This window comes from Nocardia sp. NPDC004168, from assembly GCF_040610355.1.
GTDB lineage: Bacteria > Actinomycetota > Actinomycetes > Mycobacteriales > Mycobacteriaceae > Nocardia > Nocardia sichangensis.
This window is the reverse complement of the sequence record NZ_JBEXME010000001.1, coordinates 694,566-711,451: the sequence shown is the minus strand read 5'-3', so window position 1 is coordinate 711,451 and position 16,886 is coordinate 694,566. Positions and strand designations below refer to the sequence as shown.

Genomic DNA, 16,886 nt, shown 5'->3' with positions numbered 1-16,886 from the left:
GGCAGGTGAGCGGGCGTGACAGGTATGGCGACATCTTCTCCGGGCATCCTCGATCGAAGAAAAGGGCGGTGCCGACGGTCACCGCGGAACGCGACCTGGTGGTCGAGGATGCCGCCACCGGATTCTGCGGCGCGGTGGTCGGATTCGATCGCAGCTACGACGGCGAGTTCGTGAAGCTGGAGGACGCTCGCGGCACGGTGCGCCTGTTCGCGCTGCGCGAGGCGGCGTTCCTCATCGACGGCGAGCCGGTGACGCTGGTGCGGCCGCGGGCCGCCGCGCCGCAGACGCCGAACCGCTCGGCCTCCGGCTCCACCAGGGTGGAGGGCCTGCGCGCCCGGGTCGCCCGTGGCAGCCGGATCTGGGTGGAGGGCGTGCACGACGCCGCGCTGGTCGAGCGGGTGTGGGGCCACGATCTGCGCGTCGAGGGCGTCGTCGTCGAGCAGTTGGAAGGCTTGGACAATCTTGCCGCTCGGCTGGCGGACTTCCGGCCGGGCCCGGGCAGGCGGGTCGGCGTGCTGGTCGACCACCTGGTGACCGGATCGAAGGAGACCCAGCTGACCACCGGGCTCGGGCCACATGTCCTGGTGACCGGGCACCCGTTCGTCGACGTCTGGCAAGCCGTGCGCCCGGCCACCCTCGGCATCGCGGAGTGGCCGCGGGTGCCGCGCGACGAGGACTGGAAGACCGGCGTCTGCCGACGCCTGCGCTGGGGCTCCCCGCAGGACGGCTGGCGGAAGGTGTACGAGGCGGTGTCCTCCTTCCGCGACCTGGAGACGCCACTCATCGGCGCGGTCGAGCGACTCATAGATTTCGTCACCGAGCCGGACTAGCGACGGCGGAGGATGAGCGCCCCGCTCCGATGCCGGACGGTATCCGCACGGACTCGCTCGGCGCGGGCAGCGCGGCGCCCGCGGTTTCCGTGCTGCTCACCAATGCCCTTGCGTATGGATGCCCACCGGTAGCGCCCACCCTTTATGCTCGATAATTATGTGCTCTCCAAGTGCGACGCTGACGGTGTGGGCGAGCTCCTGGCTGGCCGGCTGCAGTGCGCCCGACGACGTTTTGGCCGCCTTGCACGCGTGGGCGCCGAAGCACACCATCGCGGCTGGTGATCCGCTCACCGGCGGCCGCACCGACCTACCCTGGTCCGCCCACGGCAACCTGCCGGGGAGCGGAGTCATGGCACTGCTCAAGGTGATTCGCGAGACGATGGCGCAACCCGGCGCGCAACTGCGGTTGGTGCTCCCGGTCCCAGGAGACATCCGCGGCGTCCCCGCGGGCACGGCGTTCGCCGCCGACGCGATCGAGGCGGGCGAGGGCATGCTGATCGGCGTACCCGGCACCGAGGGCACCGGCCTCATCCCGCGCTGGGCCGAGGACGACACGCTGCAATGGACCGTCTACAGTGCGCCCATCCCCTCGGCGCCCGGCCCCGACATGTCCCTCGGCGAAGCCGAATACGCGATGCGCGAAGCGGTTCGCGATGCCGCCGACGCGCTGATGAAGCTGCACACCACATCGCTGGGCGCGCCCGACTCCGATCCCCGCGAGCTCATCGAAGCCGAACTGGCCGACTATTCGCGGCACGACTATCCCGAGTCGATTTCATTGCGCGCCAGGCGCATTCTCGACACCGCCGATCATGTCGCGGCCATCCTCACGGTGGCGCAGCGGGAGCCCGCTTCCGCGCCCACCTCCGCCAGCGCGATCGGTGCGCAGGAATCGCTGCTGCGGCCGCTGTGGGACGCGATCCGCGCCGCGCGCCTGGTCGCCGTGCACGCCTCCGCGCGCGGAAGCCGCTGACATCATGCCGGGGCGGTGTGAGATGCGTTTTTCCCATCGTTGCCGCATGGCCGCCGTCACCATCGCGACTGTTCTGTTCGGTCTCACCCTGCACGCCCCGGCCTCGGCGATCGTGGGCGGCGCCGACGCGACGACATCGGAGTATCCGTGGCTGGCGGCCATCGGCACGCCGTTGTTACTCACCCGCGCCTCCGGGCAGTTCTGCGGCGGCGCGCTCGTCGCACCGGACCAGGTGATCACGACGGCGCACTGCGTGGCCCTGGCACAGACGCTGACCCAAACGCTCACCGTCACCTTCGGCCGTGACGACCTTCGCGGAAGCGACGGAAAAACCGTGCATGTCAAGAACATTCGCATGCATCCGGGTTTCCTGGCAACCGTTCTGGACATGACGACCGCGTATCGCAACGACGTGGCGATCCTCACCCTGGACGAGCCGCAGCCCGGTCCGACGATCACCGTCGCCCCGCCCACTTCGGGCAGCGCGACCATCCTGGGCTGGGGCGCGACCTCCGAAACCGACGAGACCAACACCCGGTTGCGCGCGGCGAACGTCCCACTGGCCGCCGATGGTGAGTGCGCCACCGCCTATGGTCCGGCCTTCGATCCGTACACCATGCTCTGCGCGGGCACTCCCACCGCGGACACCGCCCAGTACGACAGCGGCGGCCCGATTCTCGTCGACGGGCGACTTGCCGGTCTCACATCCTGGGGCGTAGGCGCGGCCCGCCCTGGCTTCCCCACTGTCTACACCCGCCTGACCAGCCCGGGCTTCTGAGTCACAGGCGCGGCGAGTTTCACTGCTGCGGCGGGTACGGCGGCTGCTGCGGCGGGTACTGGTGCTGCGGCGGATATTGCTGATACTGCTGTTGCCCCTGCGGCGGATAAGGCTGTTGGTACTGCGGCGCCGGATACTGAGGTTGTCCCTGCAAATTCTGCTGCGGAAGATACTGCTGGGGGTACTGCTGCTGCGGATATTGCTGGGGCTGGTTCGATTGATTCGACTTGTTCCGCTTGCTCAGCCAGATCACGAGCCCGATGACCACGGCGACGACCCCGATGCACAGCAGCAGACCTCCGATCGAGAAACCACCGCCGCCACCGCTGCGACCACGGCGCCTGGCCTCGGTGACGTCGAGCGCCACGGTCCATACGTTCGTGTCGGACCAGGCGTGCGGATCGAGCACGGCGGCATTGGTCAGCATGTCGGCATAGGTCATCTAGAGGTACCCCCCAGAAAGTCGGATTCGGCGATCGGTCGCAGGCGATGCTATCCGCGACCGCTCCTCCTCAATTCCCAGCAGTGGGACGGCGCGTGACCGCACAGCAGCCGACGGCGCACGGCGCGCCGTCGCGCGTGCAGCCGTAGCCGGGCACCGCGCCGAGCCGCCGGGGTTCGGCTCCGCGCAACTGCTCGGACACCAGTTCGACGACCAGCTTCGCGAAACGCGGATCGCTTCCCGGCGTCGCGGCCCGCGCGAAGCCCATACCGAGTTCGGCGGCTTTCCGCGCGGCCTCGTTGTCCAGATCCCAGATGACTTCGAGATGGTCGGAGACGAAGCCCACCGGACAGACGACCACGGCCTCGACCCCCTTGGCCGCGAGATCGTCCAGGTGGTCGACGATGTCCGGTTCCAGCCACGGCACCTGCGGCGGACCCGAACGCGACTGCCAGACGAGGTCGTAATCGGTGAAATCGGTTGCCGCGGCGCACAATCGGGCCGCGTCGGCGACCTGACGACTGTACAGCCGACCGCCGTCGGCAGGCGGACCCGCGGCGGCATCGGCCGACACCGGAATGGAATGCGCGGTGAACACCAGCCTTGCCGCGGCGCGCTGCCCGGCCGGGAGCCGATCGCGCGCCGCGCGAATGGCATCGGCGAACGTCTCGATCAACAGCGGGTGATCGAAGTACTGACGCAGCTTCAGCAGTTCCGGCGCGCCCGCACCGAAAGCCGCACGCGCCCGGGCGATGTCCTCGTGGTACTGCAGGCATCCGGAGTAGCCGCCCCACGCCGAAGTCGGGAAGACCAGTGCGGCGCCGACACCGTCGGCGGCCATCCGCCCGACGGTGTCCTCCACCATGGGATGCCAGTTCCGGTTACCGAAGTACACCGGCAGCTCGATACCCGCGGCGGCCAGTTCGGCCTCGACCGCCGTGATGATGTCGCGATTGAGCGCGTTGATCGGCGAGACACCGCCGAAGTGCAGATAGTGCTCGGCGACCGCTTCCAGGCGCTCACGCGGCACTCCCCTGCCCCGGGTGACGTTCTCCAGGAACGGCATCACGTCTTCGGGACGCTCCGGACCGCCGAAGGACAGCAGCAGCAGCGCGTCGGCGGTTCGAACCACGGTGTCTCCCATCCGATCGGCTCAGTTGATCGCCATGTTCTCCGGGAACCAGGTGTTGTGGCTGGCTCCGCCGTCGACGTAGATGATCGAACCGGTGGTGCCAGGCAGCCAGTCCGACAGCAGCGCCACGATCGACTTCGCCACCACCGTGGGGTCGTCGACGTCCCAGCCGATCGGCGAGGCTCCGTCCCAGTAGACGTTGAGCTGATTGAGCTTGGCGGCGTCGTCGGTCGCGGTGCCCGCGATCGCCTTGGCGGCCAGCGTCTTGATCGGCCCCGCGGCGATGAGGTTGGACCGGATCTTCTTGGCCGCGCCCACCTCGCGGGCGACATACCGGTTCACCGACTCCAGCGCGGCCTTCGCCACGCCCATCCAGTTGTAGAACGGCATCGCGGTGCGCGGATCGAAGTCCATGCCGACGATCGAGCCGCCCTCGTTCATCACCGGCAACACCGCGCGCGACAGCGACGCGTAGCTCCACGCCGAGATCTCGAACGCTTTGGCGGCATCCGGGCCCGGGCCGTCGAGGAACGGCCGAGCCTCCGGCCCCATGAGGGTGCGTGGCGCGAACGCGATCGAGTGCAGCACCCCGTCGATCCCCTGCGGAGCCAGTTCCCGCAGCTTGTCGGCCAGGCCTGCGAGATCCTCTTCGCTGGTCACGTCGAGCCCGATGGCCGGCGGGACCTCCTGGGGCAGGCGTTTGGCGATCCGGTCGATCAGCCGCAGCCGCTCCGGGATGCCGGTGATGAGCACCTTCGCGCCCTGCTCCTGCGCGACGGCCGCCGCGTGGAACGCGATCGACGAGTCGGTGATGATGCCCGTGACCAGGATGGTCTTGCCTTCGAGCAGTCCGCCCATGAGTTCTCGGTTCTCCTGAAATTCGAATGTGGGGTTGGCTGCGGGCGGCCTGGACCGGCCGCGCTACGCGTTCGGTGTGGTCAGTGGCCCATGCCCATGCCGCCATCGACCGGGATGACGGCGCCGGAGACGTAGGCGGAGTCCTCGGAAGCCAGGAAGCTGACCACGGCCGCGATGTCCTCCGGCTGGCCGAGCCGCTGCAAGGGGATGAACTTCTTGGCCATGTCGCGCATGTCCTCGGGCAGGTCGGCGGTCATGTCGGTCTCGATGAAACCCGGGGCGACGACATTCGCGGTGATCGAGCGCGAGCCGAGCTCGCGGGTGATCGAGCGGGCCAGACCGATCACACCGGCCTTGGAGGAGGCGTAGTTGATCTGACCGGCTTGGCCGCTCATGCCGACCACCGAGCCGAGGAAGATCATCCGGCCCCAGCGCGCGCGCAGCATGGCGCGGTTCGCGCGCTTGGCGCACCGGAACGCACCGGTCAGATTGGCGTCGAGCACCCGGGTGAACTGCTCCTCGTTCATCCGCATGAGCAGCGTGTCGTCAGTGATGCCCGCGTTGGCCACCAGCACCTCGACCGGACCCTGGTGCGCCTCCACCTCGGCGAAGGCGCCGTCCACCGATTCGCTGTCGGTCACATCGCATTTCACACCGAACAGGCCGTCCGGCACCCCCGAGCCACGATGCGTGACGGCCACCTTGTGACCGTCGGCAAGCAGACGCTGCGCGACCGCGAGTCCGATGCCGCGGTTTCCGCCGGTCACCAGGACCGACCGGGATGTGATGTTCGACATGGGGTTCAACCTACCTGGTCGAATCGGCAGGCAACGACCGGGCCGCCACGTTCGTCCGACCGCCATCCGAGCCCGGCCGCGTTCGTGAAACGCCACAATGACAGCGCGAAACGAAGCCCGATCACGCGGACCGGCCGGTGGTGTGCAGGACACCACCGGCCGGTCGGCATTCGATCGATGCGCCGCCTTTCACTCACCTTCGGCGAGCGACGCGAGAGGCGCTGCTCAGCAGCTGGGGCACCAAGTCACAGACAGCGCGTCGAACCCCAGATCCTCCACCTGCTTACCCGGCCCCACGTAACGGTACGGTTGTCCGCCGCCACAGTTGGAACCGGAGCTGAACAGCAACTCGACGTTCGTGTTGTTGATCACCGATCTGGTGCTCGGATCTCCCGCGGGTCCGCAGTAGTTCCGGAAGTTCTTGGTGTTGAGCGTGACCACCTTCGCCGTACCGGAAAAGCCGACACCGGAGTACTGACACAGACTGCCGGTTGGACAGCCTGCCGCTGAAGCTTCCGGAAGCGGAGCCACGACAAAGGCCAGCGCGGCGAACGCGATTGCGGTGACGATTGCAGAAATTCGCATGATTCCTCCCCAAATGGAGGGCGGCACTCCCTTACCGCCCGTCCTGGGCACGGTAACACACTTTCCCGGCTATGGGCCGTGTAATCGCCTGCGCGCCTTGCTGTTCGCAGCGCTAAGGCAAACGCTGGCGATACACCAGACCGATGACCACTCCCGCCGCGACGACCACCAGTCCGAGCAGCAGCCACGGACGACTGGCGTCGCCTCTGGTCAGCTCGTACCCGATCTGTTGCTCCAAGGTGTCGTATACCTTGGTCAACTCCTGCAAGGACGACGCGGTGTAGAACTCCCCGCTGGACAGTCGCGCTATCTCGCGCATGGCGTCGTCGTCCACCTCGACGCGTACCTGGTCTTTGCTGCCGTCCTCCCGGGGGATCTCGACGACGCCCCAGCGAGTGCCGAAGGAAATGGTCGAGATGGGGACGTTCTTGCTCTTGGCGAGCCGGGCGGCGACGTACTCGTGCCGGGGGTTGTCGACGTCCTTGAAATCCGGAACGGTCTGCTTACCGTCCGACATCAGCACGATCCTGGCAGGCGGTGGCTCCTGGGCGCCACCGAGCACCGTGGCGAGCGTCTCGATCGCCTGCAGCGCGGTGAGAATGCCTTCACCGGTAGCGGTGCGCTCGGCCAGCCGCACATTGTCGATCGCGGCTTTGACCGATTCGTGGTTCGTCGTGGGCGAGACCATCACCGAAGCGGTGCCCGCGAAGGTGACGAAGCCGATGTTCACGCCCTCGGGCAGTCCGTCGACGAACTCCTTGCCCGCCTTCTTGGCGACCTGGATGCGGCTCGGGGCGACGTCGGTCGCCTCCATCGACAGCGACACGTCCATCACCAGCATGACGGTCGCGCGGTTGCGCGGCACCTTCTTGACCGCGGTCGGTCCGGCCGCGGCGACGGTGAGGAACACCAGGCCGACCAGCAGCAGCGCGACGGCCACATGCCGGAACGCGCTCGGCCGCGACGGAGCGACCTTCTCCAGCAGCGCCATGTTGGTGAACTTCAACATGTGCTTGCGCCGGTTGCGCTGCACCAGGACGTAGCCGAGCGCGATCAGCGCGATGACGACGAGGAATCCCAGCCAGATCTGTGCGGTGAAATGCGAAATACTCACTGGCGTGGCACCCGCCCGGTCGGGGCGCCGAAGCTGTGGCGCCGGGTGGACACGAACCGGACCACGTCGGCGATCCAGTCCCGATCGGTTCGCAAGGTGAGCACCGGAGCGCCACAGCTGCGCAGAGCCTGTTCGACCTGCTGCCGGTGGCGCTGCGCGGCAGCCGCGAAATCGGCGCGCAGCGTGGAAGTCACGCTGAACTCGCGGGTGCGCCCGGTCTCCGGGTCGTGCAGTACGACGTCGCCCATGTCGGGCAGGGAGAGGTCGCGCGGGTCGAGCACCTCGACCGCGAGCAGATCGTGCCTGGCCGAGATCGCGCGCAGCGAGCGCTGCCAATCGATGTCACCCAGGAAATCGCTGATGATCACCGCGAGTCCACGTTTGCGCTGCGGACGGCGCAGCGATTCGATGCCGCCGCGCAGGTCGCCGCGCACGCCGTCGCGCGCGTGCGGTGTGGTCGCGATGCCGCGCAGCAGCGACTGGGCGTGGACGCGCCCGCCGCGCGCCGGGATGCGGGTCAACCGTTCGCCGGTGGCGACGACCGCACCGATCCGGTTGCCGCCGCCACTGGTCAGATGGGTGATGGCGGCCGCGGCGGCGATGGCGAGATCACGCTTCTGGCAGGCGGCGGTGCCGAAGTCGAGGCTGGCCGACAGATCGACCACCATCCAAGTCTCCAGCTCCCGGTCGGCGATCATCTGCCGCACGTGCGGATGAGTGGTGCGGGCGGTGACCGACCAATCCATCTGGCGCACGTCGTCGCCCGGTTGGTAGGCGCGCGCCTCACCCGGCTCGGAGCCGGGACCGGGGATGAGACCGAGGTGATCGCCGTGCAGCACGCCGTCGAGCCTGCGGCGCACGGTGAGTTCGAGGGTCTTGAGCGCGACCGTGAGCCTGGGGTCGGTCAACTCCCCCGCGTGGAAGGACGGCGGTGCGTGGGACGGCGACGTCGGCACTGGCGCGACCCGATCCGATGCCGAGGTCACTTCGGCGGAACGGTGCCCGCGGGCTGCGACTGCTGCCCGTTGGGCGGCTGGGGCACGGCCTGCTGCGGCGACGGCGGCTGGGGAACCTGCTGCGGGGCGCCCTGCGGCGGCGCGGCGGGCACGCCGGGCGCGACGGCCTGCGGGGCGACCTGTGGCAGGCCGACGGTCTGCAGAACGCGCTTGATGACGTCCTCCGGGCTGATCTCGTCGGCGAGCGCGTCGTAGGACAGCACCAAGCGATGGCGCAACACGTCCGGGATCACTTCGACGACGTCCTGCGGCACCACGTAATCGCGGCCGCGGATGAGCGCGACGGCGCGGGCCGCGGCGATGATGCCGAGGCTGGCGCGCGGCGACGCGCCGTAGGAGATCCAGCTGGCCACGTCCTGCATGCCGAAATCGGCCGGTTTGCGGGTCGCCGCGATCACCCGGACCACGTAGTCGACCAGGGCGTGGTGCACGAAGGTGTTGGCCGCGACCTTCTGCAGACGGATCAAGTCCTCCGGCTCCAGGATCCGGCTCGCCTCCGGCGGGGTGACGCCCATCCGGTAGATGATCTCGCGCTCCTCCTCCACGGAGGGGTAGTCGACGACGACCTTGAACAAGAAGCGGTCGCGCTGCGCTTCGGGCAGCGGGTACACGCCCTCGCTCTCGATCGGGTTCTGCGTCGCCATGACCAGGAACGGGTCGGGCATCGGGTAGGTCTTGCCGCCGATCGACACGTGCCGCTCGGCCATCACCTCGAGCAGCGCCGACTGCACCTTGGCGGGCGCGCGGTTGATCTCGTCGGCGAGCACGAAGTTGGCGACGACCGGGCCGAGTTCGGTGTCGAACTCTTCGCGGCCCTGCCGGTAGATGCGAGTACCGATGAGGTCGGTGGGCACCAGGTCGGGCGTGAACTGCACGCGGGCGAACGAGCCGCCGACCACCCTGGCGAAGGTCTCCACGGCGAGGGTCTTCGCGATGCCGGGAACACCTTCGAGCAGAACGTGACCACGTGCGAGCACGCCCACGAGCAGTCGTTCGACCAGGCGATCCTGGCCCACGATCACCCGCTTGACCTCGTAGATCGCCTTCTCCAGGGTCTGGACGTCACGCTCGAGGGTGCTGGGCGTCGAGACCGGCGCATCCTTCGCCGAGTTCGCTCCGCTCACACCGTCCGTCGAAGTCACCAACATCCCCGCTTTCGCCTTGGTCCTGTGCGTGCTGCCACAACTATTCCAGGTAATCACCGCCTGTGCCGCAACCGGACCCGACAGAATGGGAATTTCCGCGGTCCTCCGGCCGGGCGGGGCACCCGGAATGTCCGATATCAGGAGACGACGCGCACCGCGAACGGCATGATGCCGCCCTCGCGGACCGGGGACACCTTCACCACGTCGCCGGATTCCGGCGCCTCCACCATCTTCCCGTCGCCGAGATACAGCGCCACGTGCTGGCTGCCGTTCGGCCCCCAGAACAGCATGTCGCCGCGCTCGCGATCGCCGACCGGCACTCGGGTGCCCGCGTTGTATTGGTAGCCGCTGTAGTGCGGCAGTGAGACCCCCACGCCCGCGAACGCGTAGACCATCAACCCCGAGCAATCGAAGCCGACCTTCTCGAAGTCCCCGTAACTGTCGGCGACGCCGCCGTCCCGGATGCCGCGGGTCGGCCCGTCCTCGTCGCCGCCTCCCCAGGCGTAGGTGACGCCGAGTTGTGACATGGCGCGATCGACCACGATCTCGATCGCCGCGGAGCCTTCGACCGGTGGCGACTTCGGTCGTGGCGCGCTCCGCCGCGGTGGCGGCGCGTCCTCCAGCTGAGTGTGCGGGCGTTTTCCGGTGCCGAGTTCGGCGGCGCGATCGCGAGCGGCCTGGTCCGCGGCCGCGCGCGCGGCGGCCGCCGCCGCGGCGGCACGCACCGCCGCTTCCTCCACCTTGCGCATGGCGTCCCAGGCCAGGTACGCGTCACGCTGGTCCTGCAGGCCGGCCACGTTCTGCCGCGCTTGATCCAGCCTGCCCTGCGCGTCCTGGCGCCGCCGCAGCAGGTCGTCGCGCTGGGCGGTCTGCCGGTCGAGTTCGGCCTTCGCCGCGGCGACCGCGTTCTCGGCGTCGGCCCTGCGCGCGGCGGCGACGGCGGTGGCCGTGTCGGCGTCCGATTTCGCCCGCCGCGCGGTGGAGTTCTTGTTGCCTTGATCGATCTGCGCGCGCCGCAGGCCGTCCAGCACCTGCTGACGATTCTTGGAGACCAGCTCGAGGAGCTGGGCCCGGTCCAGTGCGACCGCGGGGGTGGCCGCGGCGAGGTAGGTGACCATCGAGCCGGAGCCCGGATTGGTATAGGCCTGGGTGGCGAACTGATCGAAGTTGCGTCGCGCCTGGCCCACCTTGGCCGCGGCATCGGCGAGGTCGAGCTGGGTGTCCACCACCACGACGGCGGCCGCGTCGGCGGCGTCGCGCGCGGTCTGCAGGTCCACCAGCGCTCGGTTGACGTCCTCCCGGCGCTGCGCGACGGCGTCGTCGAGTTGCCCCAGTTGCTGATCGACCACGGCGACCTGGTTGATCAGGGTGCCCACCTCGGCGACACCGGCGTCCACCTGCGCGCCCGCCTGGGCGATTTCGCCGTCGCTGGGATTTGGCGGAGGAGGTGGCACAGCAGCGACAGGTCCAGTCGTGACCACTACAACGACCGCAATCAGCAACCCCACAGCGACCGATAGTCGGCGCCGGTTGATGAGCCCGCCGTTGTTGCGCATCACACCTCCAAGGACCGGATTCCGGCAATCCTCGAGGGCATCAGGCGAACCAGGATGCACTGTGGTCGACAGATGGCCTCTGGGAACACTTATTCCCCATCAGGGACCATTCGAACCGTACGACACTTACGTCACCGACAAAACGGCATCGACCTTGTTGCCGCCCACATCTTCTTCATTGCTAGAAATTTGCTGTACTGTGCGCCACGCTTTCTCCGAACACAACAGACCAACCGTTCGGAAAATTAGCTACATGGATGCTGACGGCCCGATTTCGCCCCATATCGGACACAGCTCGGCTTCGCATCGAGCGAAGGCGGTGTCAGCGACGCACGCCTGCGACGCGCAGAGGTACCGCGCCTGCGGCCGAGTGGCGATGGACAACCGCGCCGTTACCAGGCGCGGGTTACCACCAGAATGTCGAATCGGCCGCAGCCGGCTTCGCAGAAAAGCGCCGCGACCTCAGATGGCGCGCGCGTCGGACGACTCGCCGTCCGGTGTCCGCCGGGCGCTCGCCACACGCTCCGGACCGTCGGCCGCCGCCCGCCGGACCTTGACCCAGTACAGTCCGGCGATGACCGCCACCATTCCACCCAGCAGTGCGCAGGTGATGGCGGTCCAGGACATCGACTCCGGCGTCTCCAAGCGGGCGGTGAAGATGCTCGCGGCTTCTCCGCTCTTACCCTGCGTGCCCTTGGCGGCGTCCTCGGCCCACTCCAGCCGCACACGGCTGATCGTGTCGCTGTAGGTGCCCACCCAGTCGTCGCTGAGAACGACCACGGTGCCGTGCTGCGTCTTACCCACCTCGGTGGCCAAGTCCCGTAGGCTCGAGTCGTGTCCTGGATTGCCGGGGACGACCACGATGCTCAGCGGGATTCCTTGCGATCGCGCCTCCGCGGCGATGGCGGCCAGTTCCTTCTTGTCCTTACCGGTCAGTGTCGCGACGTGATCGTCGGCCAGATCGGCGTTGAGCGAGCGCACGGTGTCGGCGGTGACATTCGGCGGCAATTCGGCGGCCATAGGGGTGAAAACCGAGTTGTGCGGGGCGGTCATCTTCCATCCGGTCTGTCGAGCCGCATCGGCAACCGAAGCGACGGGCATCCAACACTGCAGGGCGAGCAAGATCCCCCTTGCTGGCTCGAAAGCACAGTACGCGACGGAGTGTCGCATCTCGCGCGCGCGGCACGCCGAACCGCCCCCTGGTGTTTCACAGGACAAGCGTACTGTTAAGGTCGTAGGCGCGAGGAACCAGCGCCGGAGCGGCGCCGGAGCACCTCCGAAGACTCGGCCGCCGGCACAGCCCCGCCGGTGGCCACCCGCACAGACGAGTGGAGCTGACGTGACGACAAGTATCGATACTTTCGGCGCCAAGGGCACCCTCGAGGTGGGAAGCAACTCCTACGAGATCTTCCGCCTCTCCGCCGTGCCCGGCACCGAGAAACTCCCGTACGCACTGAAGGTCCTCGCGGAGAATCTCCTCCGCACCGAGGACGGCGCCAACATCACCGCCGATCACATCCGCGCCATCGCGAGCTGGGATCCCACGGCGCAGCCGAACACCGAGATCCAGTTCACGCCCGCCCGCGTCATCATGCAGGACTTCACCGGCGTGCCGTGCATCGTGGACCTGGCCACCATGCGCGAGGCCGTGGCCACCCTGGGCGGCGACCCGGACAAGGTGAACCCCCTCGCCCCCGCCGAGATGGTCATCGACCACTCCGTCATCATCGACGTCTTCGGCCGCGCCGACGCCTTCGAGCGCAACGTCGACATCGAATACCAGCGCAACGGCGAGCGCTACCAGTTCCTGCGCTGGGGCCAGACCGCGTTCGACGACTTCAAGGTCGTCCCGCCGAGCACCGGCATCGTGCACCAGGTCAACATCGAGCACCTGGCCCGCGTCGTCATGGTCCGCAACGGCCAGGCCTACCCCGACACCTGTGTCGGCACCGACTCGCACACCACCATGGTCAACGGCCTCGGCGTCCTCGGTTGGGGCGTCGGCGGCATCGAGGCCGAGGCGGCCATGCTCGGCCAGCCCGTCTCGATGCTGATCCCGCGCGTCGTCGGCTTCAAGCTGACCGGTGAGATCCAGCCGGGCGTGACCGCCACCGACGTCGTGCTCACCGTCACCGACATGCTGCGCAAGCACGGCGTGGTCGGCAAGTTCGTCGAGTTCTACGGCAAGGGCGTGGCCGAGGTGCCGCTGGCCAACCGCGCCACCCTGGGCAACATGAGCCCCGAATTCGGTTCCACCGCCGCGATTTTCCCGATCGACGACGTGACCGTCGACTACCTGCGCCTGACCGGCCGCTCCGACGAGCAGGTCGCGCTGGTCGAGGCGTACGCCAAGGAGCAGGGCCTCTGGCACGATGCCGACTCCGAGCCCGCCTACTCCGAATACCTCGAACTGGATCTGAGCACCGTGGTGCCGTCCATCGCGGGCCCGAAGCGCCCGCAGGACCGGATCCTGCTGTCGGAGTCGAAGATCGCGTTCCGCAAGGACATCCACAACTACACCAACGACGCGGAGAGCGGCCCCGCCGCCGACACCCCGCACAGCAAGCTGGACGAGGCCGTCGAGGAGTCCTTCCCCGCGAGCGACCCGGCCGTGCTGTCCTTCGCCGACGACGGCGCCGAGTCGCTGGTGTCGGCCGCCAACGGCGCCGAGGGCCGTCCGTCCAAGCCGGTGACGGTGCGCAGCGAGGAGTACGGCGACTTCGTGCTCGACCACGGCGCCGTCGTGGTCGCCTCGATCACCTCCTGCACCAACACCTCCAACCCGTCGGTCATGCTCGGCGCGGCCCTGCTGGCCCGCAACGCGGTGGAGAAGGGCTTGGCCCGCAAGCCGTGGGTGAAGACGTCCATGGCTCCGGGTTCGCAGGTGGTCAACGGCTACTACGAGAAGGCGGGCCTGTGGCCGTACCTGGACAAGCTGGGCTTCAACCTGGTCGCGTTCGGTTGCGCCACCTGCATCGGCAACACCGGCCCGCTGCCGGAGGAGATCTCCAAGGCGGTCAACGACAACGACCTCACCGTCACCGCGGTGCTGTCGGGCAACCGTAACTTCGAAGGCCGCATCTCCCCCGACGTGAAGATGAACTACCTGGCCTCCCCGCCGCTGGTCATCGCCTACGCGCTCGCGGGAACCATGGACTTCGACTTCGAGAACGACCCGCTGGGCAAGGACACCGAGGGCAACGACGTCTTCCTGAAGGACATCTGGCCTTCGCCGCAGGAGATCCAGGACACCATCGACCGGGTCATCAGCCGCGACATGTTCCTCGAGGACTACAAGGACGTGTTCCGGGGTGACGAGCGCTGGCGCAGCCTGCCCACCCCGGAGGGCAAGACCTTCGAGTGGGACGCCGAGTCGACCTACGTGCGCAAGCCCCCGTACTTCGAAGGCATGCCGCAGACCCCGGAGCCGGTCACCGACATCAAGGGCGCCCGGGTGCTCGCGCTGCTCGGCGACTCGGTCACCACCGACCACATCTCCCCGGCGGGCAACATCAAGCCCGGCACCCCGGCCGCGCAGTACCTGGAGGCCAACGGCGTCGAGCGCAAGGACTACAACTCCTACGGCTCGCGGCGCGGCAACCACGAGGTGATGATCCGCGGCACCTTCGCCAACATCCGGCTGCGCAACCAGCTCCTCGACGACGTCTCGGGTGGCTACACCCGCGACTTCACCCAGGAGGGTGGCCCGCAGGCGTTCATCTACGACGCCTCGCAGAACTACCAGGCCGCGGGCGTCCCGCTGGTCGTGCTCGGCGGCAAGGAATACGGTTCGGGCTCCTCGCGCGACTGGGCCGCCAAGGGCACCAGCCTGCTGGGTGTGAAGGCCGTCATCACCGAGTCGTTCGAGCGCATCCACCGCTCCAACCTCATCGGCATGGGCGTCATCCCGCTGCAGTTCCCGGCGGGCGAGTCGGCCGCGTCGCTGAAGCTGGACGGCACCGAGACCTTCGACATCGAGGGCATCACCCAGCTCAACGAGGGTGCCACCCCGAAGACCCTGAAGGTCACGGCCACCAAGGAGAACGGTGACAAGATCACCTTCGACGCGGTGGTCCGCATCGACACCCCCGGCGAGGCCGACTACTACCGCAACGGCGGGATCCTGCAGTACGTGCTGCGCAACATGATCCGTGCCTGATCGCGCCACCTTCGCTGGCGCGTGTTCGCGCCACTGAAGTCTCGTGTCGGACAACCCCCGCGTCGGTCTACCACCGACGCGGGGGTCCGTGTTTCCCCGCTGGAGGATTCCGTGCCCAAGGTCAGTGACGATCACCTCGCCGCCCGGCGCAGCCAGATCCTCGACGGAGCACGCCGCTGCTTCGCCGAGTACGGCTACGACGGCGCCACCGTGCGCCGCCTCGAGGAAGAGATCGGGCTGTCCAGGGGAGCCATTTTCCACCACTTCCGGGACAAGGACGCGCTGTTCCTCGCCCTCGCCCAGGAAGACGCCGAACGCATGGCCGATGTCGCGGCCAATCAGGGCATCGTGCAGGTGATGCGCGACATGCTCGCCCACCCCGAGCAGTTCAACTGGCTCGGAACGCGTTTGGAGATCGCCCGCAGGCTGCGCACCGATCCCGAATTCCGGGCGGGCTGGACCCAGCGTTCGGCCGAACTCACCGCCGCCACCTTGGCCCGCCTGGAACGTCGTAAGGCCGCGGGCGCGCTGCGCGACGACGTGCCCACCGACGTGCTGCTCGGCTACCTCGACCTCGTCCTCGACGGTTTGATCGCCCGGATCGCCTCCGGCCACACCAACGAGAACCTTTCCGCCGTATTGGATCTGGTCGAGGCGTCGGTCCGACGCAAGCAGTGAGGGCGGCTAGTACGCCGCGTTGAGGTACTCCGCGGCGTGCGTGGTCCACAGCACGTTCGTCCCCGGCATGTTCCGTCCGGAATAGAGCACGTGCTGACCGTCGGGCCACGGGGTCAGATAGCCGATGACGCCGCGTACGGCCGTCGTGTAGCGCTCGAGGTTCGCGATCGGGTCGCGCAGCAGGACTTCGAGCAGTTCGGCGAAGATCAGCGGCGCGACGTTGCCGATCCGAGCGCCCTCCACGAACGAGAACGGCGAGATACCCACGTCGATGACGCGCAACGGCGAATCCGCTGGCGACGCGGTGATGATGTCGCCGGGATTCGCGTACTCGCGGATGTCGATCGACGCGGGCCACGCGCCGCGCTGCCCATGCAGGCCGAATGTATTCGCCGGGCAGAGGTTTCCGACCGACTGCCCGGCTCGGCGCAGCGGGTTGGCGATGTTCACCACGAAGGCGATCTCCAGCGGCGTTCCGTCGGTGTTCTTGTACTTCCCGGACCGCACGCCCTCCAGGATCCGGCTGGCGCAGATGCCGCCGAGCGAATAACTCAGCAGGCCGCAGACGTTCGGCGAGTCCTGGATCGCCCGCACGCCGGCGGCGATGCCGAGCCGTACCGACGTCTCCAGCGAAGGACCCCAGACCTCCGGCACGGGGCCGACGGAAGCGGGCCAATCCGGTTCGAAGCAGCTGAACTTCCCGGTGTCGAGTAGTTTCACGACGTCGTGCAGCATGCCCGCGGGCGTTCCGTCGGAGTTGCGCGGCTCCCCGGTGCCGCGGAGAGTGATGATGTCGATCATCGTGGCCTCCTTGCCCCACCGC

At 68.2% G+C, this 16,886-nt stretch carries 16 protein-coding genes; 5 read left to right on the top strand and 11 right to left on the bottom strand.

Features of this window, described 5'->3' with window-relative positions; all coding sequences use genetic code 11:
- Window positions 1–5: 5 nt before the first annotated feature.
- From ABZW96_RS03495 to ABZW96_RS03485, 3 genes are all read left to right on the top strand, one after another.
- Window positions 6–830, top strand: coding sequence for a DUF3097 domain-containing protein (locus ABZW96_RS03495; protein ID WP_355070896.1), 825 nt, complete (start codon window positions 6–8; stop codon window positions 828–830).
- Between the two features lie 157 nt (window positions 831–987).
- On the top strand, window positions 988–1,803 hold the full coding sequence (locus ABZW96_RS03490) for a hypothetical protein (RefSeq protein ID WP_355070895.1): 816 nt from the start codon (window positions 988–990) through the stop codon (window positions 1,801–1,803).
- Between the two features lie 46 nt (window positions 1,804–1,849).
- Window positions 1,850–2,581, top strand: a complete 732-nt coding sequence (locus ABZW96_RS03485; protein ID WP_355070893.1) for a serine protease — start codon at window positions 1,850–1,852, stop codon at window positions 2,579–2,581.
- A 19-nt stretch (window positions 2,582–2,600) separates the two neighbouring features.
- On the opposite strand, the gene ABZW96_RS03480 is transcribed toward ABZW96_RS03485, so the two are convergent.
- The 10 genes from ABZW96_RS03480 to ABZW96_RS03435 form a co-directional block, all read right to left on the bottom strand.
- Entirely contained in the window at window positions 2,601–3,023 is a 423-nt protein-coding gene (locus tag ABZW96_RS03480) for a hypothetical protein (RefSeq protein ID WP_355070891.1), read from the bottom strand.
- 70 nt (window positions 3,024–3,093) lie between these two features.
- On the bottom strand, window positions 3,094–4,155 hold the full coding sequence (locus ABZW96_RS03475; protein WP_355070889.1) for a ferrochelatase: 1,062 nt from the start codon (window positions 4,153–4,155) through the stop codon (window positions 3,094–3,096).
- Window positions 4,156–4,176: 21 nt separating this feature from the next.
- Window positions 4,177–5,013 (bottom strand): NADH-dependent enoyl-ACP reductase InhA, encoded by an 837-nt coding sequence (gene inhA, locus ABZW96_RS03470; RefSeq protein WP_355070887.1) that lies wholly within the window; start codon window positions 5,011–5,013, stop codon window positions 4,177–4,179.
- Between the two features lie 80 nt (window positions 5,014–5,093).
- Window positions 5,094–5,810 (bottom strand): 3-oxoacyl-ACP reductase FabG1, encoded by a 717-nt coding sequence (gene fabG1, locus ABZW96_RS03465; RefSeq protein ID WP_355070885.1) that lies wholly within the window; start codon window positions 5,808–5,810, stop codon window positions 5,094–5,096.
- Window positions 5,811–6,035: 225 nt separating this feature from the next.
- Window positions 6,036–6,395, bottom strand: a complete 360-nt coding sequence (locus tag ABZW96_RS03460) for a peptidase inhibitor family I36 protein (RefSeq protein WP_355070883.1) — start codon at window positions 6,393–6,395, stop codon at window positions 6,036–6,038.
- A gap of 112 nt (window positions 6,396–6,507) precedes the next feature.
- On the bottom strand, window positions 6,508–7,509 hold the full coding sequence (locus tag ABZW96_RS03455) for a VWA domain-containing protein (RefSeq protein ID WP_355070881.1): 1,002 nt from the start codon (window positions 7,507–7,509) through the stop codon (window positions 6,508–6,510).
- Complete coding sequence (locus tag ABZW96_RS03450) at window positions 7,506–8,465, bottom strand: DUF58 domain-containing protein (RefSeq protein ID WP_355070879.1); 960 nt, start codon at window positions 8,463–8,465, stop codon at window positions 7,506–7,508. The genes ABZW96_RS03455 and ABZW96_RS03450 overlap by 4 nt, the downstream gene beginning before the upstream one ends.
- A 26-nt stretch (window positions 8,466–8,491) precedes the next feature.
- Window positions 8,492–9,673, bottom strand: a complete 1,182-nt coding sequence (locus tag ABZW96_RS03445) for a MoxR family ATPase (protein WP_355070877.1) — start codon at window positions 9,671–9,673, stop codon at window positions 8,492–8,494.
- A gap of 134 nt (window positions 9,674–9,807) precedes the next feature.
- The gene (locus ABZW96_RS03440) at window positions 9,808–11,124 is read right to left on the bottom strand and encodes an NlpC/P60 family protein (protein ID WP_355070875.1); all 1,317 of its coding nucleotides are present in this window, start codon (window positions 11,122–11,124) and stop codon (window positions 9,808–9,810) included.
- 564 nt (window positions 11,125–11,688) lie between these two features.
- The gene (locus tag ABZW96_RS03435; RefSeq protein ID WP_355070873.1) at window positions 11,689–12,279 is read right to left on the bottom strand and encodes a DUF6676 family protein; all 591 of its coding nucleotides are present in this window, start codon (window positions 12,277–12,279) and stop codon (window positions 11,689–11,691) included.
- A gap of 286 nt (window positions 12,280–12,565) precedes the next feature.
- On the opposite strand from ABZW96_RS03435, the gene ABZW96_RS03430 reads away from it, so the two are divergent.
- Both ABZW96_RS03430 and ABZW96_RS03425 read left to right on the top strand, forming a co-directional pair.
- Window positions 12,566–15,385, top strand: coding sequence for an aconitate hydratase (locus tag ABZW96_RS03430; RefSeq protein WP_355070871.1), 2,820 nt, complete (start codon window positions 12,566–12,568; stop codon window positions 15,383–15,385).
- 111 nt (window positions 15,386–15,496) lie between these two features.
- Entirely contained in the window at window positions 15,497–16,063 is a 567-nt protein-coding gene (locus ABZW96_RS03425; RefSeq protein ID WP_039798681.1) for a TetR/AcrR family transcriptional regulator, read from the top strand.
- A gap of 6 nt (window positions 16,064–16,069) precedes the next feature.
- Here the strand turns inward: ABZW96_RS03425 and ABZW96_RS03420 are convergent, their stop codons facing one another.
- The gene (locus ABZW96_RS03420) at window positions 16,070–16,864 is read right to left on the bottom strand and encodes a hypothetical protein (RefSeq protein WP_355070869.1); all 795 of its coding nucleotides are present in this window, start codon (window positions 16,862–16,864) and stop codon (window positions 16,070–16,072) included.
- Window positions 16,865–16,886 lie beyond the last annotated feature (22 nt).